Source organism: Lentilactobacillus sp. SPB1-3 (genome assembly GCF_026913205.2).
In the GTDB taxonomy this organism is placed as follows: domain Bacteria; phylum Bacillota; class Bacilli; order Lactobacillales; family Lactobacillaceae; genus Lentilactobacillus; species Lentilactobacillus terminaliae.
Window position 1 is genome coordinate 774,917 of the sequence record NZ_CP168151.1, and the last position, 26,940, is coordinate 801,856.

A 26,940-nucleotide genomic window follows, 5' to 3' on the forward strand; every position below is an offset into this window, starting at 1 on the left:
TTTTTTAACAATCAATAGATGTAAGGAGGAGTTATTCGTGACGGCTGAAAGCATTCCCAAGGCAACCGCTAAGCGATTACCAATATATTACCGTTATTTAAATATTCTCCATGATACAGGAAAAGAAAGAATTTCTTCAACGGAACTTGCTGACGCTGTTCAGGTTGACTCAGCAACTATTCGACGTGATTTTTCTTATTTTGGAGCATTAGGTAAACGGGGCTATGGCTATGATGTTGATAGCTTACTTAGCTTTTTTAAACAAATTCTAAATCAAGAACATCTGACTAATGTTGGATTAGTTGGGGTTGGTAATTTAGGCCATGCCTTATTGAACTTTAATTTTCACAAGGATGGTAATGTTAGAATTTCCGCAGCTTTTGATTCAAAGGATGATATCGTAAATACCATCCAAGATGGGGTTCCAGTTTACCCAGTTAGTGATTTAGCTGATCAATTGCAAGAACAACAAATTCAGGTGATTATTTTAACCGTACCATCTGATTACGCACAAGGGGTTGCTGATCAAGCAGTAGCCGGAGGAGTTCGCGGGATTCTTAATTTCACACCAATTAGAATTTCAGTTCCAGACCAAGTGCTTGTTCAAAATGTCGATTTAACTAATGAATTACAAACATTAATTTACTTCATTGAAAACTTCAGCAAATAATTTTTAGCCCGAGCGAATTTACCGCTGGGGCTTTTTTTGTATTCATTTATGAAGATTTTTTGGTGTTGAGGGTTGCATTTTAGAGCGGATAATAATATTATTAATGTCAGTGATTAGCACTTCTGACAAAGGAGTGCTAACGTTGCTAAAAATAACTATTTATGGAGGGACTAACGTGTTAAAACCATTAGGAGATCGCGTTATCATTGAAACGCAAGAAGAAGAAGAAAAAACAGTTGGTGGAATTGTGTTAGCAAGTAACGCAAAAGAAAAGCCTCAAACTGGTAAGGTTGTTGCTGTTGGCTCTGGTCGAGTTTTGGACAACGGTAATACTGTTGCCCCAATCGTTAAAGCTGGGGACGAAGTAATGTTCGATAAATATGCAGGTACTGAGGTTGAAGACGGCGACAACTCCTATTTAGTTTTACATGAAAAAGATATTGTTGCTATCGTTGAATAGTTCCGTAAAAAATTAAAAAAATATTTCATGAGGTGAATTTAAGATATGGCAAAAGAAATTAAGTTCTCTGAAGATGCTAGAACAAAGATGCTTGCCGGTGTCGACAAGTTAGCAAATACTGTAAAGACTACTATTGGTCCTAAGGGACGCAACGTTGTTTTGGAACAAACTGCTGGTAACCCAACAATTACTAATGATGGTGTAACTATCGCTAAGTCAATTGAATTACCAGATCATTTCGAAAACATGGGTGCAAAGTTAGTTTCTGAAGTTGCTTCAAAGACTAATGATATCGCTGGTGATGGTACAACCACTGCCACTGTTTTGACTCAAGCAATCGTTAATGAAGGTATGAAGAACGTTACTGCCGGTGCTAATCCAGTTGGTATCCGTCGCGGAATTGAAAAGGCTACTAAAGCCGCTGTTGAAGCACTTCACAACATGTCACATGATGTTGAAACTAAAGATGATATTGCACAAATCGCATCAATCTCTTCAGCTGACGCAGAAGTTGGTAAGTTAATTGCCGACGCTATGGAAAAAGTTGGTAACGATGGTGTTATTACTATTGAAGAGTCACGTGGTGTTGATACTAGCCTTGATGTTGTTGAAGGTATGCAATTCGACCGTGGTTACTTATCACAATACATGGTTACTGATAACGAAAAGATGGAAGCAGATTTAGATAATCCATACGTTTTAGTTACTGATAAAAAGGTTACTAACATTCAAGATATTCTTCCATTGCTTCAATCAATCGTTGAACAAGGCCGTTCACTTCTTATCATCGCTGATGATATTGGTGGTGAAGCTCTTCCTACATTAGTTCTTAACAAGATGAGAGGAACATTCAACGTTGTTGCTGTTAAGGCACCTGGTTTTGGTGATCGTCGTAAGGATCAACTACAAGATATCGCTATTTTGACTGGAGCTACAGTTATTACTGATGATCTTGGTTTGAACCTTAAGGACACTACTATTGATCAACTTGGTCAAGCTGGTAAGATCAATGTAACTAAGGACTCAACTATGATTGTTGAAGGTTCAGGCGCTAAGGATCAAATCAACGCTCGAATCGAAGAAATCAAGAACCAAATTGAAACTACTACATCTGACTTTGACCGTGATAAGTTAAAGGAACGTCTTGCTAAGTTATCTGGTGGGGTTGCCGTTGTTCGTGTCGGTGCTGCTACTGAAACTGAATTAAAAGAACGCAAGTACAGAATCGAAGATGCTCTTAATGCAACTCGTGCCGCTGTTGAAGAAGGATTCGTTCCTGGTGGTGGTACTGCATTGATCAACGTTATGGAAAGTATCAATAACGTTGAAGCTTCAGGAGACGAAGCAACTGGTGTTAAGATCGTTCGTCGTGCACTTGAAGAACCTGTTCGTCAAATTGCTGAAAATGCCGGAATCGAAGGCTCAGTAATTGTTGAAAAACTTAAGAATGAAAAACAAGGAATTGGATACAATGCCGCAGAAGATAAGTTCGAAGATATGATTGCTGCCGGAATTGTTGACCCAACCAAAGTTACTCGTTCAGCTCTTCAAAACGCTGCATCTGTTTCAGCATTGTTATTAACTACTGAAGCAGTTGTTGCTGATGAACCAAGTGACGATGCACCACAAGCACCAATGCCAGCCCCAGGAATGGGAATGTAATTTAATATTTACAATAAATTATGGGCGCTCATATATTGAGCGCCTTTTTTATGTTATTGTAGATGTCAGAAGAAGCGATAGGGCTTGTTTTTATAATCAATTTGGACTATTATTTGTTAGTTCATAATTAGTGTAGTGCAATTATTAATTTTAAAGGAGTTAACTCATTATGTGGCGATATATAAAACGGCTTCTAATTGGGAAACCGTTAAAAACTGCCGATGAAGGTGGTCAATCGTTAACAAAATTCAAGGCTTTGGCCTTATTGTCATCTGATGCGTTATCATCAGTTGCATATGGTACCGAGCAAATTACAACTGTGTTAATTACACTATCTGCAGCGGCCATGATGTATCAAATTTGGGTTGCTGCGTTGGTTTTAGTACTGTTAGCTGCAATAACACTGTCGTATCAACAAATTATTCACGCTTACCCATCTGGTGGGGGTGCATATGTTGTTGCCAGTACCAACTGGGGCAAGTCAGCAGGATTAGTAGCCGGAGGATCACTGTTAGTTGACTATATGTTAACTGTGGCGGTTTCAACCACCTCTGCTACTGAAGCTATTACTTCAGCGATTCCATCTTTGTATCAGCATCGAGTTTTGATCTCGTGTATGATCGTGGTTGGTATTATGCTTTTGAACTTACGAGGAATGCGGGAGTCGGCTTCATTCCTGACTTTACCAGTTTACTTGTTTATTTTGATAATTTTAGGAATGATTATTTACGGAATTTTCCAAATTACCACGGGTCATATTGAATATCACGCAGCGGCTAACGTTGGTTCGCCAGTTGCTGGTATGACCTTAATTCTGTTCTTTAGGGCGTTTTCTAGTGGTTCTTCGTCACTTACTGGGGTTGAAGCCATCAGTAATGCGGTGCCAAACTTCAAACAGCCTAAGAGTAAGAATGCTTCTGGAACATTGGCTATTATGGCCACGATTTTGGCGGTATTCTTTGGTGGAATCACATTCCTAAGTTTCTACATGGGAATTGCACCTAACGCTCATGTCACTGTTCTTTCACAAATTGGTGAGGGCGTACTTGGACATGGACTTCTATACTACCTATTGCAACTTTCAACAGCCATGATTTTGGCAGTGGCTGCTAATACCGGTTTCTCAGCATTTCCAATTTTGGCCTACAACCTGGCCAAAGATAAGTATCTTCCTCATGCATACCTAGATAAGGGTGATCGACTTGGTTACTCTAACGGAATTATCTCATTGGCATTGGGTGCCATTATCTTGATTCAAATCTTTAATGGTAAAACTAATTCATTGATTCCATTGTATGCAGTCGGAGTGTTCGTGCCATTTACGTTATCTCAATCCGGAATGATTATCCATTGGTTCCGTAATCGTGGTAAGAGTTGGCCACTAAAGATGACGATTAATTTCATTGGAGCATTTATCTCCTTGGCCTTAGTTGTCTTCTTGTTCTTACTGAGATTTGGTAATGTTTGGCCATATTTGATCGTTATGCCACTTGTTTTGAGATTGTTCTACAAGATCAACGCTCATTATAAGAAGGTTGCTAAGCAGTTACGTGTTTCTGATGACGCTACTGAATTAACACCAGTTCATCATTTTGATGGTTCCACTGTCATAGTTTTAGTTGGTGGAGTTACCAAGGTAACGGCGCGAGCAGTGAGCTACGCACAATCGATTGGTGACTATGTAATTGCAATGCATGTATCGTTTGATGCTGATCCTGAAAAGGAACATGAAATCTCTGAGCAATTTAGAAAAGAATTTCCAGATGTTAGATTCGTTGATATCCATTCTTCGTATCGTTCAATCACTCAACCAGCGCTTCGTTTCTGTGATGTTATCGCTAAACGAGCTGCTGATCGTAACTATTCAACGACTGTGCTTGTACCGCAATTCGTTCCTCATCACAGATGGGAACATATCTTGCATAACCAGACCAGTCTTCGATTGAGGGCAATCCTTAATTCACGCCAAAATATCATTGTTTCGACTTATAATTACCACTTACGTGAGTAGTTAACATATCTGTATAGATATAAATAAAGCGTACCTCAGAGGCCATTTTTAAAGGCTTAAGAGGTACGCTTTATTTTCGGATGATAATGATATATGAGGGTACAAAAAAACCGTTATCATAACTGATAACGGTTTTTATTTTATCTGGATTATAGTCCCATCATGTGAGCGAAGGTTGGTACAACCAAGTTAACAACGATAGAAATAATAACCACGGCAATTGCGGCCATAGCACCAGGTACAGAACCGATTTGGATAGCTTTAGCTGAACCAACAGTATGTCCGGCAGTTCCTAAACCAAGTCCCACTCCGATAGGTTCTTTAAGACGGAAGATCTTAACTAACCATGATGCTAATGCGTAAATTAATACGGCGTTCAAGATACATGCCATAGCAGTAATTGCAGGAGTTCCGCCAATAGCACCAGAGATAGGCATAGCAATCGCAGTAGTAGCTGCTTGTGGAAGAAGTGAAGCAATACCATTGTTGTCAAGACCAAGAACCTTAGCAACTCCGTAAATGATAAATAGTGAAATGAATAGTCCAACGATTAGTGAAAGTAGAATTTCTAGCCAGAAACGTTTAACAACATCGTTTCGTTTGTACAAAGGTACAGCGAAGGCAATAGTTGCAGGGTTCAAGAACCAGAAAATGATATCTCCACCAGGCTTGTAAGCGTTAGTATAGAACCAAGTAACGTCAACTCCAAATGCTTTAGCCATTAACCATAGAATAAAAATACCTAAAACCATTCCAACAAATAATGGTTGGAAAATAAATAAACCGTGACTAATTTTGAATAGCCATTGACCTAGTAAGAATACGGCCAAAGATAAACAAATCCCAAATATTGGGGTTCCAAGATACGTAAGAATTGTTGTTTGCATTATAAACTCACCCTTTCATGCTTTAGTATTTTATTCTTCAACGTTTGCGTCTCTGTGGAATACATTCTTGCGAATCATGATGAAGAATGATGTGGTGTAAGCAACAACAACAAGTAAGACAACGGTTGAAATAATAATTGCAATAACTAATTGTAATCCTTGGGCCTTCATGATATCCAATGAAGCTGTTAATTGAATACCTGATGGAACGAACAAGAATGCAATCATGCTAATCATAAAGTCGGCGAATTTTTCAACCCATTCAACCTTTACGATGTGTAAAACAAGTAATAAGTATAATAAAATTAATCCAATAACTGGTGTTGGAACTGGGAATGATTTAGGGAACAATGGTGAAATTAAACTAGAAACAAATAAAACTGCAGCAAAGATACCCATTTGCACTAAAATTGGTGCTTCTTTAGGTTCAACTTGTGCAGTGTTTTGTTTATCAGCCATAATAAAAACTCCTTTCATTTATAAAGTAACAAAGTGGAACTTAAACGTTTGTCTTACAACAAATAGTATAGATGTCTTTGTGAAATAAAACAACAGAAATGGCCTTTTGTTGGTGAATAAAGTGAATGTTTGAGCAATCCACGTACAAAATTCGCATAACATCTTATCGTTATGGTTTGTACTTAAACTTAAAGAACCTTGTATTTGTGCGTGACGGTTTGTATAATTTAGTTATCACTGGATTGAGAGGTTTCACAATTTGAGACTTGAAATAATTGTCACATTATTAGGTACCATGATTATCTCCGCGGTGTTAACACCGTTCGTCAGGCGATTAGCTTTTAAAGTTGGTGCTGTTGATAAACCTAACGCCAGAAGGGTGAATAAAATTCCGATGCCAACCATTGGCGGGTTTGCAATCTTTTTAGCGTACACCTTCTCAACGATGGTGTTATTAAGAAACCAGATGCCAACAAGGGAGTTATGGGGAATATTTGGTGGAGAAGTAATAATTATTTTAACTGGGCTTATTGATGATATTTTCGAATTAAAACCCAGACAAAAAATGATTGGTATTTCTGCTGCCGCACTATGGGTTTATTTTTTTGCAGGCGTCCGTATGACAACTGTGACCTTACCTTTCTTCACGATTCATTTGGGTTGGCTCTCATTACCAATTACTTGGTTATGGATTGCTGCAATTACCAATGCAGTGAACTTGATTGATGGTTTGGATGGTTTAGCAACTGGAGTTGGAATTATCGGTTTAACGACGATGGGAATCACTGGTATGTTCTTCCTTAATATCGGTAACATCTTCGTTTCAATCATGATCTTCACTCTGGTTGCTGCATGTATTGGCTTTTTGCCATATAACTTTTTCCCAGCCAGAATTTATTTGGGCGATACCGGAGCATTGTTCATTGGTTTCATGATTTCAGTCTTTTCGTTGTTTGGGTTAAAAAACGCAACGTTTATTACAGTGTTGATTCCTGTAATGATTTTGGGAGTACCGATTACAGATACTGTATTTGCTATTTTCAGAAGGTTACTGAACCGTGAACCAATTTCGCATGCTGATAAGCGTCATTTACATCACCGCTTAATGCAAATGGGATTGACCCATCGACAAACTGTCTTGGTAATCTATGGAATTGCGTTGATCTTCTCGTTTATTTCATTACTATATCCGATATCAACATTGTGGGGTTCAGTCTTATTGACGATCGCATCCCTAGTCGGTTTGGAATTATTTGTCGAAACCATCGGGTTGATGGGCGAGTCACGCCAACCACTATTGAATGGTATTAAAAAACTCGTTAAGGATACAACTAGTAAGAGCAATCACTAATAAAAGATAAAAAATAACCCTCAGACATTTTCTTGAATTGATGTCTGAGGGTATTTTTTTATTTGTTGTAATCAACTTCGAATATTTCACTTCCACCAATCTTACTTTGAAATTGGTTAGCTAAAAGATTAGTTATTGATTCAAGAAACTGATCAACCTGTTCCTCGCTAACCGCCACTGAAACTGTAACTTTATCAGTATAGTTGGTGTCTTTAATTGGATAACTATTTTCTTGTAAATAATAATTTAGTTTATCAAAGAGGGGATATTCAACAGTTAGCGCGATAATTTTCTTATTAACTAATTGAACAATGCCAATGTTTTCAATCGCCTCTGAAGCAGAATTACTGTAAGCCCGTATCAATCCGCCAGCACCTAATTTAATACCACCGAAGTATCTAGTGACCACAGCCAAGACATTTTTAACGTTATTCTTTTTTAAAACTTCCAGGATTGGAATACCGGCTGTTCCTGAAGGTTCGCCATTGTCACTTTCGCGTTGAATTTCGTTGTTGTCACCAAGCACGTAGGCGTAGCAATTATGGTTGGCTTTAACGTTGTCATGACTAATTTGAGCGATTTGTTCCTTAGCATCATTTTTGTCTGTAATTCTTCTTAAATTACAAATGAATCTAGATTTCTTAATTTCTAGTTCATGAGTACTGTTATCTTTGATGGTTAGTAAAAGTTTGTCTGCCAAAATAAATTCGCTCCATTTTTACGTAATTAATTATTGAGGTGATGATACATTATTAATAGTATAGCAGAACTGTTTGGTCGCCAATTAAACACACGTGGTTTATCGACCGAAATGCTAAAGTTGCAGCAAATACAGTTTCGACAGGCGATTTCATTTAACAAGCGAAAAGTGGTTTGCAATCGCTGCGGTTCGACCTTAGATAAACGGCTTGCCCGTTTACCTAACGATGATTATTACTGTTATTGTTGCATTCAACTTGGTCGGATGGACACGTTATCAAAGTTAGCGACGGTTCGGGAGCCAAATCAGTTCGAGAAAATTGACTGTCCACTACAATGGGATGGTCAACTAACTAATGACCAACAGAGATGTTCTAATAAAATCAAGCAAGTGATCCAAACAAATGGGTATCATTTGTTATGGGCCGTTACTGGTGCCGGGAAGACCGAGATGCTATTTGCTGGAATTGCCCAAGCGTTGGCAGAGGGGAAGCGGGTCGCACTTGCTTCACCCAGGATCGATGTAATCAATGAATTGCTTCCTAGATTTAAAGCGGCATTTCCAAGGACTGATATTTGTTTGCTTCATGGTCAAGTTGAGACAGGTTATCGATATTGTCAGTTGACGATTTGTACTACTCATCAATTAATGAAGTTTTATCGAGCCTTTGATGTGTTAGTCATTGATGAAGTGGACGTATTTCCGTATGCCGGTAATAAAATGCTGCATTATGCAGCAGATAAGGCCATTAAAACTAATGCGTGTCAGTTATACTTAACCGCTACTCCGGATGACATATTAATGAAGCAAATTAAAAATAAGCAGATCGGAGTGAGCTATCTACCTAGAAGATACCACGGTTTTCCACTACCAGAGATCACTACCGTCAAAATTAAAAAAATGCGGACTTTGATTGAAAAGAGAAAACTCCCTAAAACTATTATTGAAAAGATAGCCCAAATAATCGACACGCAAGCCCTATTGATTTTTGTACCCAAAATTGCTGACCTCGCATCAGTGGCTGAAACTTTAAAGCGTGCTAATCCAAATTGGCGATCCACGACCGTGTATTCAGCGGACCCTGAACGAATTGAAAAAGTGCAGATGATGAGGGATGGTAAACTAGATTTTTTAATCACGACAACGATTTTGGAACGCGGCGTAACTTTTAAAAACCTGAGTGTGATAGTTATTAGTGCTGACAACGACATTTTTAGTGCTTCATCCCTCGTCCAAATCGCCGGAAGAGTAGGTAGAAATGCTGCTTTCCCAACTGGTAAGGTGATTTTTTACATTGAACAGATAAATAGTTCGATTAAATCTGCCCAAGCGCAAATCAAAAAAATGAATGGTATGGCCAATGTCGATTGAACACTGTTTATTATGCGGAGATCATTTGCCACCGATATTTGAGTTAAATGATATTTTTTCGCTAAAATCGACTACGAAGCAGTTTTGTTGCCAGAATTGTTGGCATCATTTTAGAAACTTACAACAATGTCCAGTATGTAAAGACTGTGGGCGCCTGATGGAGACTAACACTATATGTCACGATTGCCAGAAATGGAATGATCAAAACAGTGTTTTTGTTAATACGGCGATGTTTGAGTATGATGAATTCATGAAAGAATTTATGTATCAATATAAGTTCAATGGTGACTACCGATTAAGATTGATTTTTGCTACATGCATTAAAGATTTTATAAGGTCTCATTTTAAAAAGACAAACTTGGTAGTCGTCCCCATCCCAGTATCAATGACTACCATGAATACGCGAGGGTTTAATCAAGTTTGTGGCTTGTTAGAATATGTAAACTATCAAGAATGTCTAACGGTTAAAAGCATCGACAAACCGCTTCAATCACATAAGAATCGTCAAGGCAGATTATCGACTGCTCAGCCGTTTGAGCTTATAAATTCTACCACGAAAAATTTAGCAGGGAAAAACATTTTAATTGTGGATGATGTGTACACTACTGGAACCACTATTAGGCATGCTGTTAAAGCATTAGAGGAGGTTCATCCGGCGAGTATTTTGGGGATGACTCTATCAAGATGATAGCGTTTTAGTTATTATTATTGTTAATTTTCTAACTTTAATCTATACTTTAGTTGTAGCCAATGATTGGATGGTAAAAATGTCATTGGACCATTAAACTGTTGATGGCGAAGGGAGAGAGTGTTATGTTAGATTTTAACATTCGAGGAGAAAACATTGAAGTAACGCAGGCAATTCGTGAGTATGTTGAAAAGCGAATTAGCAAGTTAGAGAAGTACTTTGAAAGTGATGTGAAAAACATCGCTCACGTAAACTTGAAAGTATATCCGAACAAGCAGGCTAAAGTAGAAGTAACCATTCCTTTACCATACTTGACTCTACGTGCAGAAGAGATGTCCAATGATCTTTATGCTAGTATCGATTTGGTAACTGATAAGCTAGAGAGACAGATTAGAAAGTACAAGACTAAGGTAAATCGTAAGTCTCGTGAAAAAGGATTCAAGAACTTAGAGTTTGCTTCTGCAGACCAAGATGTTTCTACTGATTCAGATGACTCAGATGCAACTACGGATTCAACTTTTGAAGTTGTTAGAAATAAGCGAGTTTCATTGAAGCCAATGGATAACGAAGAAGCTATCTTGCAAATGGATATGCTGGGTCATGATTTCTTTATCTATGAAGATGCTGAAACATCCGAAATTGACATTGTATATCGTCGTAATGATGGTCGTTATGGTTTGATTGAAACTGGCGACTAGACAATAATAAAACATGCACTATAATAATAAAGAGCTGCGACATTGTTTGTCGCAGCTCTTTATTATAGTTGTAAATTGTGTCATTGAATTGTGATGACAATTTATCCATGTTTATGTTTTAAATGTTTTCATGAAATGATACAATTAATAAGTATGTAATTGATGATAACGAGGAATTTATAAAATCCAATCAAGAATTTGTTATGCAGAAAGGGAATTTATTAGATGCGAAATGTCTTAAAGAAATGGGTCGAAAGTGATAAACATGAACTTAGACGACTCAGTAAATTGGCCGATCAAGTTGGGTCATACTCTAAAGAATATCGTGAGTTAAGTGATGCTGATCTTCAAGCAAAAACTCCCGAATTAAAACAACGTTATGCCGATGGTGAAACGTTGGATGATTTATTACCCGAAGCCTTTGCTGTTGCTCGGGAAGGTGCTAAGCGTGTCTTAGGCCTTTATCCATTCCACGTTCAAATCATGGGAGGAATCGTTCTTCATGAAGGTAACATTGCTGAAATGAAGACTGGTGAAGGAAAGACGCTTACTGCTACTATGCCCGTTTATTTGAACGCTTTAGCTGGTAAGGGTGTCCACGTTGTTACTGTTAACGAATATTTGTCTCAACGTGATGCTACTGAAATGGGTGAACTTTACAACTGGTTAGGATTAACCGTTGGAGTTAACCTTGCTGAAAAGAACTCAGATGAAAAACGTGAAGCATATGCTGCTGATATCACTTATTCAACTAACAGTGAAATCGGTTTTGATTATCTTCGTGATAACATGGTGGCTTACAAGGAAGAAATGGTTCAACGTCCATTAAGCTTTGCTATTGTGGATGAAGTGGATTCAATCTTAATTGATGAAGCTAGAACTCCATTGATCATTTCAGGTCAAGCTACTGGAACTTCACAGTTATACCAAACCACTGATCAATTCGCCAAGACTCTTCATGAAGGCGAAGACTTCAAAGTTGATTTAGAGACTAAGACAGTTTCATTAACTGATAAGGGAATTGAAAAGGGTGAGAAGTACTTCAACCTTACTAACTTGTATGATACCGATAATACAGCTTTGACCCACCATTTGGATCAAGCATTGCGAGCTAACTTCATCATGCTTCGTGATAAAGATTACGTGGTTCAAGAAGATGAAGTTTTGATCGTTGATTCATTTACTGGACGTATTATGGATGGTCGTCGTTTCTCAGACGGTCTTCACCAAGCAATCGAAGCCAAGGAAGGCGTTACTATCCAAGAGGAAAGTAAGACCATGGCTAACATTACTTACCAAAACATGTTCAGAATGTACAAAAAGCTTGCTGGTATGACTGGTACTGCCAAGACTGAAGCAGAAGAATTCCGTGAAATTTACAATATGGAAGTTATTTCTGTACCTACCAACAAGCCAGTCGTTCGGATTGACGAACCTGATGTTCTATATCCAAACCTTCAAACTAAATTTGATGCGGTAGTTAACAAAATTAAAGAATTGCATGAGAAGGGTCAACCAATGTTGATTGGTACTGTTGCGGTTGAAACTTCTGAATATCTTTCTCAACGATTAGATCAAGAAAATATTCCTCATGTGGTCTTGAACGCTAAGAACCATGCTCGAGAAGCCGAAATTGTTACTAATGCCGGTCAAAAGGGCGCTGTTACTATTGCTACCAACATGGCTGGTCGTGGTACTGATATTAAATTAGGACCTGGCGTAGTTGAACTTGGTGGTTTAGCTGTTATTGGTACTGAAAGACATGAGTCTCGAAGAATTGATAACCAACTTCGTGGACGTGCCGGTCGTCAAGGTGATCCAGGATTGTCACAATTCTACCTATCACTTGAAGATGACTTGATGCTTCGTTTTGGTTCTGAAAGAATTAAGAACTTCTTGGAACGTATGAATGTTGAGGGCGATGATGCAGTTATTCGTTCACGAATGATTACTAGACAAGTTGAATCAGCTCAAAAACGAGTTGAAGGTAATAACTACGATTCACGTAAAAACGTGCTTCAATACGATGATGTTATGAGACAACAACGTGAAGTTATTTACGGTGAACGACAAGAAGTTATCGAACAAGATAAGTCTCTTAAATGGGTAATTATGCCAATGATCGAAAGAACTGTCGGCAGAATTGTTGATCTTCATACTCAAGGAGATACTGAGGATTGGGATCTACAAACCATCCTTGATTTTGCAATTTCTGCAATGGTTAATCCAGATCAAGTTTCTTTGGATGACTTTAAGAACAAGTCAGCTGATGAAATTAAGAGCTTCTTAATGGGATTAGCTAACAAAGTATACGACGAGAAGAAAGAAGCATTATACGATGAATCACAAATGCTTGAATTCGAAAAAGTTGTTATCCTTCGAGTAGTTGATTCCCATTGGACTGATCATATTGATATGATGGATCAATTGAGACAATCAATTGGACTTCGTGGTTATGGTCAACAAAACCCATTGGTTGAATACCAACGTGAAGGTTTCAAGATGTTTGAAGAAATGATTGCTGATATTGATTATGATGCAACCAGATTATTCATGAAGGCTGAAATCAAACAAAATATGCAACGTTAATCCGACTAAAGAATCCAGGCAATTATGTTTGGATTCTTTGTTTTAAAAAGGAATGGTGACCAGAATGGTTTTCGAAATAAATGATGCCAAAAAACAATTAGCTGATATGCAACAAGCCATCGCCGGCTTTAGGAGGTCACTTTGACTTTGATGCTTTAAGTGAAAGCATTGAAATTAATGAGTCAAAGATGGCAGAACCTGGTTTTTGGGATAACCAACAGACTGCTCAAGGATTGATTGATGAAACCAACCAGATGAAAACTAAGGTTGATAGTTACACTCAATTAAAGAACGAGAGTGATGAGTTAGCTGTCATGCTCGAATTACTTGCCGAAGATGACGATCCGGACATGGTCAGCGAGTATGAAGCGGCTCAATCTAAATTAGCGAGTGAACTTGATAAATATCAATTACAATTGCTATTGAATGAACAATACGATCACAATAATGCCATTCTTGAAATTCATCCTGGAGCAGGTGGTACTGAATCACAAGATTGGGGTTCCATGCTGTTAAGAATGTACAATCGTTGGGCAGAAGCTCACGATTTTAAAGTTGAAATTTTGGATTATCAAGCCGGTGATGTTGCTGGAATCAGCAGTGTTTCATTGTTGGTTTCTGGAGCGGATGCCTATGGTTATCTTAGATCAGAGAAGGGTGTTCACCGACTAGTTAGAATTTCGCCATTTGATTCAGCAGCTCGGCGTCATACTTCATTTGCTTCAGTTGATGTGATGCCAGAGTTAAACGATGATGTAGAAATTGAAATCAATCCTGATGATCTAAGGGTTGACGTTTATCGTTCAAGTGGAGCCGGTGGACAGCATATTAATAAGACTTCTTCAGCTGTGCGAATTACTCATTTGCCAACAGGAATCGTGGTTGCGAGTCAGGCTCAAAGATCTCAATTACAAAACCGGGAAACGGCAATGAACATGTTGAAGTCAAAGTTGTATGAACTAGAAGAACAGAAAAAGGCTGAAGAGAAGGCCAAAATTGAGGGTGAACAGCTAGAAATCGGCTGGGGTTCTCAAATTAGGTCGTATGTATTTCATCCTTATTCAATGGTCAAAGACCATCGAACAAATTATGAAACATCTAATACCAGTGCAGTCATGGATGGAGATTTAGATCCATTCATCAATGCTTATCTGCAATGGAAACTTGCCCAACAAAATCCAGATTAATTAAAATAAGTCGCCCATTCCATTTTGATATGGAGTGGGGGGCTTTTTTTGTTAAAGTCACAATATAATAGCTAACCGTCGATTTGGGCGTTACTTAAAATATGGACAATGCTATACTTAAACTAAACTAATTAGGGGAAATTAAAATGAGAATTGTATTTTTGTTCCTCTTCTTCTTACTACAACCAGCTCTTTGGTTGACGGTAATTAGAAGCGGTATTTTATTTCTTTCCAGAGTCAGACGTGAAAGAAAACTATTTAGATCGGCAATATTTGAGGACTTTTTTGAAGGTCGCCATTTATTAAGAAGCACATTGATTTGCGGAGTTATTGCCTCACTATTGGGGTTATTGTTGGTGAACATTTCGGCCAAGTGGGTCATGGTATACATAGTAATTGAATTGATTAGTGTGGTTATTTTGTCGTTTACCAGTCTACCAATTACTTTGATTACAGTGACTGGATTATTAGTGACGTTCTTAGCTATTCCAAACAATTTCTTTGGTTTACACTTATTATCCTCGGGGTTAAGCACGTCATTACAATCAGTCCCAGTAGCTAATTTAGTGGCCATTCTTGGCATCACATTGTTGCTAAATGGAATATTCGTGACCGTTAACGGTGGCAAATATCCATCCCCAATAATTGATCGTAACAAACGGAATACTCGTATCGCTAAGTTCCGTTTTAATGAATCTGCAGTTGTTCCAATGTTGTTACTAGTTCCAGGTAACTGGTTTGAAAGTCATTTGGCTTTCTGGCCAGTCTTTAATTACGCTGGTCATTCTTACACATTATTGATATTGCCATTACTGCTTGGCCTGAGATTCACTGTCAGGCGGGGCGTGTTTAGCACTATGCTGACTAAAGTTGCCCATGCAACGATGATTGTCGGGGTTATCGGACTAATTGGCGCGGTCGTCTCTCAATTCATTCCTGCAGCCGGAGTTTACATTTTGGCAGCGGTTTGGGTAATCTATGTCATTAGTTTGATAACCATTAAAATGCAGGATCGCCGTATTGAGTTTGAATATAGTGAAGTCATGGACGGAGTTCGAGTATTGGGTATTAAGCCGGTAACACCAGCTTCTAAGATGAATCTTGAAATTGGGGACATCATTTTAGAAGTCAATGGTGAGCCGGTAACCAACGAATCTGATTTATATCGAGCAATCTCGAAAAACTCCACGTATTCTAAGCTTAAAGTTAAGGATCGTAACGACCAACTTAAAATTACAGAAACAGCTATTTTTAAAAATTCACCGCATGAAATTGGTATTAAGACATATTCAGATTATGAATAATGAGGGCTAAACTGTGAAAAATGTATTGATAGTTGACGATGAACCAGCAATTGTTACCTTGCTTCAATATAATTTAAAACGAGAAAGCTTTGAAGTAGACACAACTGGTAATGGCCGTGAAGCTTTGGATAAAATCAGAAAAAACAATTACACAATTGTGCTTTTAGATTTAATGTTGCCCGAACTAAGCGGGGAAGAAGTTTTAAAACAAATGCGAATGGATCGAATCGCGACCCCGGTAATCATTTTAACTGCGAAAGACACTGAATTTGATAAAGTTTTTGGCTTGGAGATGGGCGCAGATGATTATATCGCCAAACCATTCAGTCCACGTGAGGTCATTGCTAGAATCAATGCAGTTCTTCGGCGGACCAGTGCTTCCGACAATGGCAATGATTCTCAAAATTCAAGTGACCAGCTGGTTGTTGGTGAGTTTGTGATCGACAAGAAACAGTATCGAGTCTTAGCTAATGGGAACAATCTTAATTTAACTCCCAAGGAATTCGAATTGTTTAGCTATTTAGCCAGCCATGATCGACAAGTATTTAGTCGTGATCAATTGCTATCAGGAGTCTGGGGCTTTGATTACGGTGGCGAAAGTCGGATGGTAGATATTCAAATTGCTCATTTACGCGATAAAATCGAACCGGATCCTAAGCATCCAATTCACTTAAAAACTATCCGTGGAGTTGGATATCAATTTGTAAGCGGGGATGAATAGATTGAATAAATCTACAAAAAAACTAGTCTATCTCTTAGGGTTGCAAGTAATCACGGGCCTATTTTTGATTCTGGCAATTACTTATCAAAATAAAATTATGATGGTTACCTCGCTGGTGATTTTAATCGGTACACTGACGTATTTGGCTTTGGTTTTGGTTCAAAATTATCGAGATAATCAAATAGTTGATCGGTTGACGCAATCAGTTAAGAACATTAATGCACACGAGGCTGCTCAACCAGTGTTAATCAAGCCGGGTGAAAAGTACAAAGAGCTCGCGGATGCCATCAATAATCTGTCAGATACGAAGAATGAACAACTGCGAGAATCGGGTTTAGTTGATAATGAAGTGTTGAAAACCGTTAATGCTCTTCCGGTTGGTGTCATGCTGATAGATCAGAGTAGCAACGTTATTTTCGCAAATCCACAGATGGCGAATATACTTGATCGAAAAATTGCTAGTGATGCCCATCCATACACAATGGACGTTATTAATTACAAATTACTCACGATGATTGATCACGTTTTTGATACTCATAGATCGACTAGAGCAGAAATTACTGAAACCACAAATGGTAATAAAACATTGGATGTGCAAGTGGTATTCAGTCAAAACAACTCGTCATTTCACCTAATCGTGATTGCTTATGATATTTCTGAAGTAATCAACATCACCCAAATGCAGGTGGATTTCTTGCGCAACGCTAGTCATGAATTGAAGACGCCAGTTACTGCTATTTCAGGGTTTGCGAAGACTTTGTTAGACGGAGCTAAAGATGATCCAGAAGTTTTAACCGAATTTTTGGAGATAATCAATCGTCAAAGCGACCAGTTAACCTCGCTTATCAATGACATTTTGACGATTTCTCATATTCAAAAAGACGAGGTCAAGCTCACTGATTCTGTCGTATTACGCGATTTTGTCAATCAAGAGATTGAGACTCAAAGTAACCAAATTAAGCAACATCGCTTACAGGTTCACAATTTAATTGATGAGCATATTGAAGTTAATATTGACGCTGAGTCGCTGCAAAGAATCGTTCGCAATTTGATTTCAAATGCGGTTAAGTATAATCGCGACGATGGTGAAATAATGATCAACGCTTCTATTCAAGGAAACTTTTGGTATTTCAGTGTGCAAGATACTGGTATCGGAATTGCTAAAAGTGATTTATCCCGAATCTTTGAGAGATTTTATCGCTCAGATGAATCACGAAATAAGCAACAAATTTCTGGGACTGGTTTGGGACTTTCAATCGTCAATGAGTTAGTTCAATCTTTATCCGGAAAAATCACAGTAGATAGTCAACGAGGAGTCGGGTCAACATTCACGGTTCGTCTTCCTAGAAAATAAAATAGATTCGCACGAGTCAGCATGTTGAAGAAATTTAGCATGCTGGCTTTTTTGATTTCAAATGTATTTTTACATAACTTTTACAATTGGCCAGATGAATATTTACATTGATTATTTACAATAATAAGTGAATTAAGCGAGGAGGAGTTCGCCATGCGAAAACAGACACTTATTAATATTTGTATCGGCATTTTATTAGTATTTGGAGTTGGCTATGCTTATACCACTAGGAATAGTTCTGAAACTACTGGAGAATCAATTACCGCTGTTGGTTCGACAGCCCTGCAACCACTGGTTGAAGCTGCCAGTGAGGAATACATTGCTAGTCATCCTGGGATGTTTATCAATGTTCAGGGTGGCGGTTCAGGTACTGGTCTTAGTCAAATCGAATCTGGGGCAGTTCAAATGGGAAACTCCGACTTGTTTGCCGAAGAAAAAAGTGGGATCAATTCCCAAAAATTAGTTGATCACCGAGTTGCCGTGGTTGGTGTAGCACCTATCGTTAATAAAGATACCGGTGTCAGGTCATTAACTACCAACCAATTAATTAAAGTTTTTACCGGCAAGATTACCAACTGGCAACAACTTGGTGGCAAAAATATTCCAGTAACATTGATTAATCGGTCACAGGGGAGCGGAACTCGTGTGACATTTGAAGAATATGGTTTAAAGGGCAAAGAAAGTGCGGTTGCTCAAGAGCAAGATTCATCTGGAACGGTTAGACAAATTGTTAGCACAACTCCTGGGGCAATCAGTTATGTGGCGTTTGGTTATCTAAATAAATCGGTAGCGTCGGTTAAACTGAATGGTGTAGCCCCAACGGCTGCGAATGTTAAGAACAATCGTTGGAAAATTTGGTCTTATGAACACATCTACACGAACGGCCAACCTAAAGGATTAACTAAATCTTTTCTATCGTTTCTAAATAGTCGGCATATTCAAAAGGAATTATTTCAAAAGTTAGGCTATATTTCCGTCAACGATATGCAGTATCAACGTTCTTGGGACGGTAATATTTCAAAAGAAGTGGGTGAGTAATTTGGAAAACAAAAAGTTAGCATCACAGCTCTTAAAAAAATCTAAAACTGCTCGTTATGAACGGTTTGGTCGACTTATCAGTCTGGCAGCATTGTTATTGATTATGCTAGTCGTTGTCAGCATCATCGTCTTTGTGGCTTCTAAGGGAATTTCCACATTTACTAACGATCATATTTCTTTAAAAGATTTCTTCTTGGGTACGATATGGAACCCAGGAACTAACACTCCTAGCGGTCATCCTGCCGTTGGTGCATTACCTATGATCATTGGATCATTCTTAGTGACACTCTTGGCAGCGTTAGTTGCAACACCATTTGCCATCGGAACCGCAGTTTACATGACCGAGATTTCGCCTAAAAGAGGAGCAAAATTCCTGCAACCAGTGATTGAGTTGTTAGTGGGAATTCCATCAGTTGTGTATGGATTCATTGGTCTTTCAGTAGTTGTGCCGTTTGTTAGAAATGTGTTTGGCGGATCAGGATTCGGGATCCTCTCAGGAACTTTTGTCCTCTTCGTAATGATCTTACCAACAATTGTTTCCATGACAGTTGATGCATTAAAGTCGGTACCTAACTACTATCGGCAAGCATCTCTCGCCCTAGGAGCCACCACTTGGCAAACTATCTGGAAAGTAGTTCTTCGTTCCGCAACTCCTGGTATCCTAACTGCAATCGTATTCGGAATGGCGCGGGCGTTTGGTGAAGCACTTGCTGTGCAAATGGTAATTGGTAACGCGGCTTTGATGCCTCACAGCCTGGTTTCGCCAGCTTCCACACTAACGTCAGTGTTAACTTCAGGAATGGGTAATACGGTCATGGGATCACTACAAAACGATGCTCTCTGGTCGCTAGCACTGGTACTTTTATTCATGTCGTTATTCTTCAACCTACTGGTTCACTTCATTGGTCGGAAAGGGGCATTTAAAAAATGAAAACTCAATCACAGAGTCGATTTGCAATCGGCGTCTTAAAAGGGATAGCAGTCTGTGTTGTCCTGATCCTAGCATTTTTATTGGGTTATATTTTTATCACCGGATTACCAAATGTCAGCTGGGGCTTTCTGACTAAACCTGCTAAAGCTTTCCAGGCTGGTGGTGGAGTAGGAATTCAACTTTTTAACTCATTTTACTTACTAATTTTAGCGATGCTGATATCAACACCGATCGCTTTAGGTGCCGCTATTTACTTGAATGAGTATGCTAAAGATAATTGGTTCACTTCTACTATTCGCACCATGATTGAAATCTTAAGTTCATTACCCTCTGTGGTAGTCGGGCTGTTCGGATTCTTGTTATTCGTCGTTCAGTTCAACTATGGATTCTCCATCTTATCTGGGGCTCTCACGTTAACGATTTTTAACCTACCACTGTTGACTAGAAGCATGGAAGACTCGCTAGCTAGTGTGTCTGATGATCAACGCCAAGGAGGACTTGGCCTAGGACTATCAAAATTTGAAACGATTACCCATATCGTTGTTCCGGCAGCACTCCCAGGAATTATCAGTGGGATGATTCTTTCATCAGGGCGAATCTTTGGTGAAGCTGCTGCCTTGATCTACACAGCTGGACAAAGTGCCCCAGCATTGAATTTTGGCGATTGGAATCCATTCAATATCGACAGTCCATTGAGCCCGTTGCGACCTGCTGAAACTCTGGCGGTCCACATTTGGAAAATTAATTCTGAAGGAATCATGCCTGACTTGACCCAAGTTTCTTCTGGCGCATCAGCAGTGTTAGTGTTGGCGATTCTAATCTTTAATTTATCTGCACGTTACTTCGGTCGGAAAATATTTGAAAAGATGACTTCAGCAAAATAGGAGAATGACTATGGAAGACATGTTAAGTAATCAAACTCAAGAGCGCTTTATTTATCAATTTGATGAAAATGATGAAATTGCTATGGCAACAAAAGATCTGCAAGTGTTTTATGGTGATTCATTAGCGATGAGTAATGCCGACCTAACATTTAAAAAGAATACCATCACGGCTTTGATTGGTCCTTCCGGTTCTGGTAAGTCAACTTATCTAAGAAGTCTCAACCGAATGAATGATGATGTTGCGACTGTTAAAGGCCAAATCTTGTATCAGGGTGTTGATATTAATCAGCCTGGTATTGATGTTTACGAAGTTCGCCGACGAATCGGGATGGTTTTTCAACGACCTAATCCATTTGCTAAGTCAATTTATGACAACATTACCTTCGCACTTAAACGTCGCGGGATTCACGATAAGCATCAGTTGGATGAAATCGTTGAAACCACGTTAAAAGAAGCTGCAGTCTGGGATCAAGTCAAAGATTCTTTGAACAAGAGTGCCCTGGCATTATCCGGTGGGCAGGCGCAGCGAGTTTGTATCGCTCGAGCCTTAGCGGTCAGACCAGATGTTTTGTTACTAGATGAACCTGCGTCAGCTTTGGATCCTGTATCGACAGTGCAACTAGAACAAACTCTGCAAGAATTAAAGAAAGATTACACGATTATTATTGTCACTCATAACATGCAACAAGCTGCTCGACTAAGTGATTACACGGTATTCTTTAATCTAGGTGAAGCAATTGAGTACAATAAAACTAGAAAAATCTTTACCCGACCAAAAATTAAACTAACTGAAGATTATGTATCCGGAAACTTTGGGTAGGAGGGACAACGATGAGTGAACCAATTATTTCATCAAAACATTTAGATTTATTTTACGGTGATTTTCAGGCTCTAAGAGATATTAATTTGGATTTTGAAGATCATGAGATATCTGCCTTAATTGGGTCATCGGGATGTGGAAAATCCACGTTTTTACGATCTTTAAACAGAATGAATGACATGATCGACAATGTGACGATTACTGGCTCAGTTCAGTTTAGAGGTAAAAATATTTATGCTCCACAAACCAACTTGGTTGAATTAAGAAAAGAAATTGGGATGGTCTTTCAACAACCTAATCCGTTTCCGTTTTCAGTTTATGACAACGTCACTTACGGTCTTAAAATTGCTGGGATCAAAGACAAAGCCAAGTTAGATGAAATTGTGGAACGCAGCTTACGACAAGCAGCGGTTTGGGATGAAGTTAAGGATCATCTGTACGACAACGCTCTATCATTCTCAGGTGGTCAACAACAACGAATTTGTATCGCTCGGGTGTTAGCAGTGTCACCAGACATCATCTTGATGGATGAGCCAACATCAGCCTTAGATCCCATTTCTAGTGCCAAGATTGAAAATACTTTACTGGATTTAAAGGAACAGTACACGATTGTAATCGTGACGCATAACTTGCAACAGGCCTCTCGAATTTCAGATAAAACGGCATTTTTCATGGATGGTACCGTGATTGAGTACGACAAGACCAGTAAAATTTTTGTTAATCCAGAAAATCAAAAAACTGAAGACTACGTATCAGGTAGATTCGGATAGGAGAAAATTATGGGAAAAATATTTGACGAAGAGTTGACAGCCCTTAAGGCTGACTTCATGAAGATGGCAGCGCTAGTTAGGGATGCAGTTGCTAACAGTGGCCAAGCATTTATCGATCATGATGTCGATGCAGCAAATGCGGTAATTGATCACGATCATGAAATCAATGAGTTACAAACTTATCTGGAAAAACGGTCGTTTGAACTGATTGCGTTGTATCAGCCAGTCACCACTGACTTACGAGAGGTAGTTGGCGTGCTTAAAAGCGTGACGGATTTAGAACGGGCTGGAGATCACGCCCGCAATATTGCCAGGTCAACCGTCAAGATCAAAGGTCAGGACCGAATCCCTGAGGTCGAAAAAGTGATCGCAACGATGGTCAACGAAGTTGTTAAAGAATATTCACAGTCAATTGATGCTTACGTAGCAGTTGATGATAGTCGTGCCAAAGAAACGGCTAGCATTTTCAATGAAGAAATTAATGGCCTGTATAACGGTGTAGCATCACCAAGTTATCGCACAATGACTGAGAAACCAGATATCTTGAACTCAGCAATCATTTATTTAAATGTTGCCAAGGATCTTAGTCGAATTTCTGATTACAGTACTAACATTTGTGAGTGGACAGTTTATCTAGCCACTGGAAAAATTATCGAACTAGGTTAAGATTTTGTGTTTTTAGCGTTGCATACTTGAATGTAACGCTTTTTTTTAATAACCTTAAGATATTATAGAGGAGGATTTATAATGAAATGGTTAAACACTATTAAACGATCTACGACTGATCGCTGGGTTGCCGGTGTTTTAGGCGGAATTTCTCAGTCGCTTAACTGGAATTCAACGTTAGTTAGAGTATTATTCTTGGTGTTACTATTTGTTCCAATTATTAATATCATAATAATAGTCGGTTATATCGCTGCTGTGATCATTATGCCAACGGATGGATCAACTGGTTCTTTCTTTGATTTGTTCAAGGGATTCAATCAAAAGCAGCCGGATAATTCACGAAAAGTTATCCATAGTGTTGAAGAACACGATGTCGACGATAATAAAGGAGAATAATTATGCGCTTTTTATGGAGTTTATTGATTAACACAGTTTTATTCATGGCAATTAGTGGTTTCTTACCAAATTATTTTTATGTAGCTAGCTTCGGAATTGCATTCTTAGCAGCCTTTGTTTTAGCATTCTTGAATTTCTTGATCAAACCAATTTTAAAGCTCTTGTCATTACCAATTACAGTATTGACCTTTGGATTATTTAGTTTAGTTATCAATGGATTTATTTTGGAATTAACATCCAGAATCGTTGGTTCTGGTTTTGAATTCTCATCATTTTGGATCGCAATAATTGTGGCAATTTTGATGTCGATCTTGAACAGCATCATTACTGGATTCTTTTCACGAGAAGTCCATTAAGCGCTAACAAAGTGGTAAAATTAAACTAATATAATGCATTGAGGAGGGGTTAATTTGGCAGACAGTGTGACGATTGCTGATTTAGTTAAGATGGCAAGATTGGATGTTTACTCTGGTGAAGACTATCTTGAGGAACGCAGTGTCTCTACTAGTGACATTTCGCGGCCTGGTTTGGAATTAACTGGCTTTTTTAATTATTACCCATCGAAACGAATCCAACTGTTAGGAATTACCGAAATTTCATACTCAAAGGGGCTATCTCACGAAGAACTGTTGAAGGTTATGAGGCAGATGTGTCAGCCTGAAACACCTGCATTTGTGATTTCTACTCAACTAGATCCACCTGAAGAGTTGATCGAAGCTGCTGAAGAGAAGCGCATTCCCATTTTAGGTTCTAAGCTAACCACTTCACGGGTATTAAGTAACATGACGAACTACCTTGAAGAAAAGCTAGCAGAACGCCAATCTATCCATGGTGTTTTAGTGGATGTGTATGGTTTGGGAATCTTGATCACTGGTGATAGTGGAGTTGGTAAAAGTGAAACGGCTCTTGAGTTAGTTAAACGGGGCCATCGACTAATTGCTGATGACCGAGTTGAAGTTTATCAACAGGATGAACAAACCTTAATGGGAGAAGCTCCTGCCATTTTGAAGCATTTGTTGGAGATTCGGGGAATCGGTATCATTGATGTAATGACTTTGTTTGGAACTGGTGCCGTTAGAAGCCGAACCAAAGTCGCACTGATCATTCACTTAGCCAACTTCTCCAAAGATGCTAAATATGATCGTCTGGGAAATGGAACTGAAGATGTTAAATTCTTTGATGTGACTGTGCCTAAGATGACCATTCCAGTTAAAACCGGTCGAAATTTAGCTATCATTATTGAAGCTGCTGCCATGAACTTCCGTGCTCAAAGCATGGGTTATGATGCAACGGAGACATTCGACCGTAACTTAAACAATCTAATTAAAGTGAATAGTAAAAAAGATGAGCTTGAAAAAAAGCAAGCGGATGAAACTAAGAAAGAAAACCAGGAAGCCTTATCTGATTCTGACAAACCGGAAGATAAAGCGGATAGCAAAGATTAGGAGTTTTGATTTTGACAAATTCAGTGTTACTGGCTTTAAATCCAATTGCCTTTAATTTAGGACCGATTCAGGTTCATTGGTATGGAATTATTATTGCCACTGGAGTGATTTTAGCGGTGGCCTTAGCCGTTGCTGAGGGTAATCGTCAAGGCATTAAAGATGATGACATTTATGACATGATCTTGTGGGCGTTACCAGCAGCCTTGATTTGTGCTCGAGCTTACTATGTTATTTTCCAGTGGAGTTATTACAGTGCCAATCCAGGTGAGATCATTAAAATTTGGGATGGTGGAATCGCCATTTATGGTTCTTTGATCGGGGCGATGATCGTCGTCATCCTATTCTGTCGTAACAGACATATCCCAGTCTGGAAGATGCTCGACGTGGCCGCTCCAACAGTTATCATGGCGCAGGCCATTGGTAGATGGGGTAACTTTATGAACCAAGAAGCGTTCGGTAAAGTTACGTCGTTACACTTTTTACAAGGATTACATTTACCAAATTTTATTATTAACCAGATGTATATTTCTGGAGCCTATCGTCAACCCACATTCTTGTATGAATCAGTTTGGAGCTTCTTAGGATTCCTATTGCTGATCTCACTGCGACATAATCCACAGTTATTTAAACGAGGGGAGGTTTTCCTCACATACGTCATGTGGTATTCATTCGGTAGGTTTTTCGTTGAGGGAATGAGAACGGATAGCTTGTATTGGGGACCATTAAGGGTTTCGCAAATTCTCTCAATCTGTTTGTTTGTTGGCTCATTAATTATTTTTATTGTACGTCGCCATCGAAACAACGATGTTTGGTATGTTGATGACAATTCAAAGCAGAAGATTAAAGGAGAAGTTTAATGACAAGCAAAATTGCAGTTTTAGGTGCAGGTTCATGGGGCAGTGTATTGGCCAGTGTATTGGATGAAAATGGCAATGACGTTAAATTGTGGTCATATAATAAGGAACAAGTTGATCTATTTAACTCCACTCATACTAATCCCAACTATATTAAGAACCACACTTTCTCAGAGTCATTAGTTGCATATAATGATTTGGCTGAAGCAATTGACGGGGTGGAATACATCTTGTTCGTAGTTCCAACTCAAGTCACCAGATCAGTAGCTAAACAAGTTTCAGAAATTTTAGCTCGTAATAATCAAAAAGTTGGTTTGATTCATGCTTCCAAAGGAATTGAGGAAGGCACATACATGCGCTTATCCGAAGTTTTGGCGCAAGAAATCAAACCAGAAAATCGTAAATCAATTTCCGTAATTTCTGGTCCTAGTCATGCAGAAGATGCTATTCAAAAGGACATCACTTTAGTTACAGTTGCAAGCCGTAACTTAGGAGATGCTGAACGAGTACAAAACTTGTTTATGAACAGTTACTTCCGTGTTTATACCAGTGATGACGTGATCGGTGTTGAAATTGGTGCTGCATTAAAGAACATTATCGCTTTGGGAGCCGGAGCATTGAACGGCTTAGGTTACAAAGATAATGCTAAAGCAGCTTTGATGACCCGTGGCTTAGCTGAGATTTCTCGCTTGGGAACATCATTTGGTGCTAATCCATTAACCTTTATTGGATTATCAGGAGTGGGTGACATCATCGTTACTGGTACCAGTACTAATTCACGAAACTGGCGAGCAGGTAATGAGTTAGGCCAAGGTAAGTCACTTGATGAAGTTATCAAGAACATGGGAATGGTGATTGAGGGTATTTCCACTACCAAAGCTGCATACGAATTATCTAAGAAGCGTGGTGTTGATATGCCAATCACCAGTGCTATTTATCACGTTTTATATGACAACGCAGATATTAAAACAACAATCAATCAATTAATGACTCGTGAAGGCCGTCCAGAGCTTTCATAGGAGAA

27 protein-coding genes are annotated in these 26,940 nt (G+C 38.8%); 24 read left to right on the forward strand and 3 right to left on the reverse strand.

The genetic code is table 11. The features are described from left to right. The first annotated feature begins 37 nt into the window (after positions 1-37). The 4 genes from O0236_RS03880 (at position 38) to O0236_RS03895 (ending at position 4,803) form a co-directional block, all read left to right on the forward strand. Positions 38-670, forward strand: a complete 633-nt coding sequence (locus O0236_RS03880; RefSeq protein WP_268912806.1) for a redox-sensing transcriptional repressor Rex — start codon at positions 38-40, stop codon at positions 668-670. 175 nt (positions 671-845) lie between these two features. Beyond that, positions 846-1,130 (forward strand): co-chaperone GroES, encoded by a 285-nt coding sequence (groES, locus tag O0236_RS03885; protein WP_191984815.1) that lies wholly within the window; start codon positions 846-848, stop codon positions 1,128-1,130. A 45-nt stretch (positions 1,131-1,175) separates the two neighbouring features. Further along, positions 1,176-2,792, forward strand: a complete 1,617-nt coding sequence (gene groL, locus O0236_RS03890) for a chaperonin GroEL (RefSeq protein ID WP_268912807.1) — start codon at positions 1,176-1,178, stop codon at positions 2,790-2,792. A gap of 169 nt (positions 2,793-2,961) precedes the next feature. After that, a complete protein-coding gene (locus tag O0236_RS03895) occupies positions 2,962-4,803 on the forward strand; it encodes an APC family permease (protein WP_268912808.1) in 1,842 nt (613 codons plus the stop codon). A 149-nt stretch (positions 4,804-4,952) separates the two neighbouring features. On the opposite strand, the gene lrgB is transcribed toward O0236_RS03895, so the two are convergent. Next, entirely contained in the window at positions 4,953-5,690 is a 738-nt protein-coding gene (gene lrgB, locus O0236_RS03900; protein ID WP_268912809.1) for an antiholin-like protein LrgB, read from the reverse strand. Positions 5,691-5,720: 30 nt separating this feature from the next. Further along, positions 5,721-6,149 (reverse strand): CidA/LrgA family protein, encoded by a 429-nt coding sequence (locus tag O0236_RS03905; protein WP_268912810.1) that lies wholly within the window; start codon positions 6,147-6,149, stop codon positions 5,721-5,723. 259 nt (positions 6,150-6,408) lie between these two features. On the opposite strand from O0236_RS03905, the gene O0236_RS03910 reads away from it, so the two are divergent. Then, positions 6,409-7,500, forward strand: coding sequence for a glycosyltransferase family 4 protein (locus O0236_RS03910; RefSeq protein ID WP_268912811.1), 1,092 nt, complete (start codon positions 6,409-6,411; stop codon positions 7,498-7,500). Between the two features lie 58 nt (positions 7,501-7,558). Here O0236_RS03910 and O0236_RS03915 read toward each other — a convergent pair whose 3' ends face one another. After that, complete coding sequence (locus tag O0236_RS03915) at positions 7,559-8,200, reverse strand: YigZ family protein (protein WP_268912812.1); 642 nt, start codon at positions 8,198-8,200, stop codon at positions 7,559-7,561. A gap of 264 nt (positions 8,201-8,464) precedes the next feature. Here O0236_RS03915 and O0236_RS03920 point away from each other — a divergent pair, with 264 nt between their 5' ends. From O0236_RS03920 to O0236_RS04010, 19 genes are all read left to right on the forward strand, one after another. After that, on the forward strand, positions 8,465-9,571 hold the full coding sequence (locus tag O0236_RS03920; protein ID WP_268912813.1) for a DEAD/DEAH box helicase: 1,107 nt from the start codon (positions 8,465-8,467) through the stop codon (positions 9,569-9,571). 157 nt (positions 9,572-9,728) lie between these two features. After that, on the forward strand, positions 9,729-10,259 hold the full coding sequence (locus O0236_RS03925) for a ComF family protein (RefSeq protein WP_268912814.1): 531 nt from the start codon (positions 9,729-9,731) through the stop codon (positions 10,257-10,259). Between the two features lie 125 nt (positions 10,260-10,384). Then, complete coding sequence (gene hpf, locus O0236_RS03930) at positions 10,385-10,957, forward strand: ribosome hibernation-promoting factor, HPF/YfiA family (RefSeq protein ID WP_268912815.1); 573 nt, start codon at positions 10,385-10,387, stop codon at positions 10,955-10,957. 225 nt (positions 10,958-11,182) lie between these two features. Then, positions 11,183-13,546 carry a preprotein translocase subunit SecA gene (gene secA, locus O0236_RS03935; RefSeq protein WP_268912816.1) on the forward strand — a complete coding sequence of 788 codons (2,364 nt, stop codon included), beginning with the start codon at positions 11,183-11,185 and terminating at the stop codon, positions 13,544-13,546. Between the two features lie 64 nt (positions 13,547-13,610). Continuing rightward, a protein-coding gene (gene prfB / locus O0236_RS03940; protein ID WP_268912817.1) for a peptide chain release factor 2 occupies positions 13,611-14,733 on the forward strand; the annotation gives its coding sequence in 2 pieces (ribosomal slippage) (positions 13,611-13,688 and positions 13,690-14,733; 1,122 coding nt in all). A 146-nt stretch (positions 14,734-14,879) separates the two neighbouring features. Then, the gene (locus tag O0236_RS03945) at positions 14,880-16,037 is read left to right on the forward strand and encodes a PDZ domain-containing protein (protein WP_268912818.1); all 1,158 of its coding nucleotides are present in this window, start codon (positions 14,880-14,882) and stop codon (positions 16,035-16,037) included. 13 nt (positions 16,038-16,050) lie between these two features. Beyond that, positions 16,051-16,758 (forward strand): response regulator transcription factor, encoded by a 708-nt coding sequence (locus tag O0236_RS03950; RefSeq protein WP_268912819.1) that lies wholly within the window; start codon positions 16,051-16,053, stop codon positions 16,756-16,758. 1 nt (position 16,759) lies between these two features. Further along, the gene (locus tag O0236_RS03955) at positions 16,760-18,112 is read left to right on the forward strand and encodes a sensor histidine kinase (protein WP_268912820.1); all 1,353 of its coding nucleotides are present in this window, start codon (positions 16,760-16,762) and stop codon (positions 18,110-18,112) included. Positions 18,113-18,265: 153 nt separating this feature from the next. Beyond that, positions 18,266-19,150: a phosphate ABC transporter substrate-binding protein PstS family protein gene (locus O0236_RS03960; protein ID WP_268912821.1), complete on the forward strand. Its 885-nt coding sequence runs from the start codon at positions 18,266-18,268 to the stop codon at positions 19,148-19,150. A 1-nt stretch (position 19,151) separates the two neighbouring features. Next, positions 19,152-20,081, forward strand: coding sequence for a phosphate ABC transporter permease subunit PstC (pstC, locus tag O0236_RS03965; protein WP_268912822.1), 930 nt, complete (start codon positions 19,152-19,154; stop codon positions 20,079-20,081). Further along, positions 20,078-20,965, forward strand: a complete 888-nt coding sequence (gene pstA / locus O0236_RS03970; RefSeq protein WP_268912823.1) for a phosphate ABC transporter permease PstA — start codon at positions 20,078-20,080, stop codon at positions 20,963-20,965. The genes pstC and pstA overlap by 4 nt, the downstream gene beginning before the upstream one ends. A 10-nt stretch (positions 20,966-20,975) precedes the next feature. Then, positions 20,976-21,785: a phosphate ABC transporter ATP-binding protein PstB gene (gene pstB, locus O0236_RS03975; RefSeq protein ID WP_372791703.1), complete on the forward strand. Its 810-nt coding sequence runs from the start codon at positions 20,976-20,978 to the stop codon at positions 21,783-21,785. Positions 21,786-21,796: 11 nt separating this feature from the next. Continuing rightward, the gene (gene pstB / locus O0236_RS03980) at positions 21,797-22,555 is read left to right on the forward strand and encodes a phosphate ABC transporter ATP-binding protein PstB (protein ID WP_268912824.1); all 759 of its coding nucleotides are present in this window, start codon (positions 21,797-21,799) and stop codon (positions 22,553-22,555) included. A gap of 9 nt (positions 22,556-22,564) precedes the next feature. Next, positions 22,565-23,221, forward strand: coding sequence for a phosphate signaling complex protein PhoU (phoU, locus tag O0236_RS03985; RefSeq protein ID WP_268912825.1), 657 nt, complete (start codon positions 22,565-22,567; stop codon positions 23,219-23,221). Positions 23,222-23,302: 81 nt separating this feature from the next. Then, positions 23,303-23,617 (forward strand): PspC domain-containing protein, encoded by a 315-nt coding sequence (locus tag O0236_RS03990; RefSeq protein WP_268912826.1) that lies wholly within the window; start codon positions 23,303-23,305, stop codon positions 23,615-23,617. Between the two features lie 2 nt (positions 23,618-23,619). Beyond that, positions 23,620-23,973, forward strand: coding sequence for a phage holin family protein (locus O0236_RS03995; RefSeq protein ID WP_268912827.1), 354 nt, complete (start codon positions 23,620-23,622; stop codon positions 23,971-23,973). Positions 23,974-24,027: 54 nt separating this feature from the next. Then, positions 24,028-25,062: an HPr(Ser) kinase/phosphatase gene (hprK, locus tag O0236_RS04000; protein WP_268912828.1), complete on the forward strand. Its 1,035-nt coding sequence runs from the start codon at positions 24,028-24,030 to the stop codon at positions 25,060-25,062. An 11-nt stretch (positions 25,063-25,073) separates the two neighbouring features. Further along, entirely contained in the window at positions 25,074-25,919 is an 846-nt protein-coding gene (lgt, locus tag O0236_RS04005; protein WP_268912829.1) for a prolipoprotein diacylglyceryl transferase, read from the forward strand. Then, the gene (locus O0236_RS04010) at positions 25,919-26,935 is read left to right on the forward strand and encodes an NAD(P)H-dependent glycerol-3-phosphate dehydrogenase (RefSeq protein ID WP_268912830.1); all 1,017 of its coding nucleotides are present in this window, start codon (positions 25,919-25,921) and stop codon (positions 26,933-26,935) included. The genes lgt and O0236_RS04010 overlap by 1 nt, the downstream gene beginning before the upstream one ends. The last annotated feature ends 5 nt before the right edge of the window (positions 26,936-26,940 follow it).

Bases quoted from the DNA above. Each gene is read 5' to 3' on its own strand.
- O0236_RS03995 (WP_268912827.1), top strand. From the start codon at position 23,620: ATGCGCTTTTTATGGAGTTTATTGATTAACACAGTTTTATTCATGGCA.
- phoU (WP_268912825.1), top strand. From the start codon at position 22,565: ATGGGAAAAATATTTGACGAAGAGTTGACAGCCCTTAAGGCTGACTTC.
- O0236_RS04010 (WP_268912830.1), top strand. From the start codon at position 25,919: ATGACAAGCAAAATTGCAGTTTTAGGTGCAGGTTCATGGGGCAGTGTA.
- O0236_RS03945 (WP_268912818.1), top strand. From the start codon at position 14,880: ATGAGAATTGTATTTTTGTTCCTCTTCTTCTTACTACAACCAGCTCTT.
- O0236_RS03960 (WP_268912821.1), top strand. From the start codon at position 18,266: ATGCGAAAACAGACACTTATTAATATTTGTATCGGCATTTTATTAGTA.
- groL (WP_268912807.1), top strand. From the start codon at position 1,176: ATGGCAAAAGAAATTAAGTTCTCTGAAGATGCTAGAACAAAGATGCTT.
- O0236_RS03920 (WP_268912813.1), top strand. From the start codon at position 8,465: ATGGACACGTTATCAAAGTTAGCGACGGTTCGGGAGCCAAATCAGTTC.
- pstB (WP_372791703.1), top strand. From the start codon at position 20,976: ATGGAAGACATGTTAAGTAATCAAACTCAAGAGCGCTTTATTTATCAA.
- hpf (WP_268912815.1), top strand. From the start codon at position 10,385: ATGTTAGATTTTAACATTCGAGGAGAAAACATTGAAGTAACGCAGGCA.
- O0236_RS03990 (WP_268912826.1), top strand. From the start codon at position 23,303: ATGAAATGGTTAAACACTATTAAACGATCTACGACTGATCGCTGGGTT.
- O0236_RS03895 (WP_268912808.1), top strand. From the start codon at position 2,962: ATGTGGCGATATATAAAACGGCTTCTAATTGGGAAACCGTTAAAAACT.
- secA (WP_268912816.1), top strand. From the start codon at position 11,183: ATGCGAAATGTCTTAAAGAAATGGGTCGAAAGTGATAAACATGAACTT.
- pstA (WP_268912823.1), top strand. From the start codon at position 20,078: ATGAAAACTCAATCACAGAGTCGATTTGCAATCGGCGTCTTAAAAGGG.
- lrgB (WP_268912809.1), bottom strand. From the start codon at position 5,690: ATGCAAACAACAATTCTTACGTATCTTGGAACCCCAATATTTGGGATT.
- O0236_RS03925 (WP_268912814.1), top strand. From the start codon at position 9,729: ATGGAGACTAACACTATATGTCACGATTGCCAGAAATGGAATGATCAA.
- O0236_RS03905 (WP_268912810.1), bottom strand. From the start codon at position 6,149: ATGGCTGATAAACAAAACACTGCACAAGTTGAACCTAAAGAAGCACCA.
- pstB (WP_268912824.1), top strand. From the start codon at position 21,797: ATGAGTGAACCAATTATTTCATCAAAACATTTAGATTTATTTTACGGT.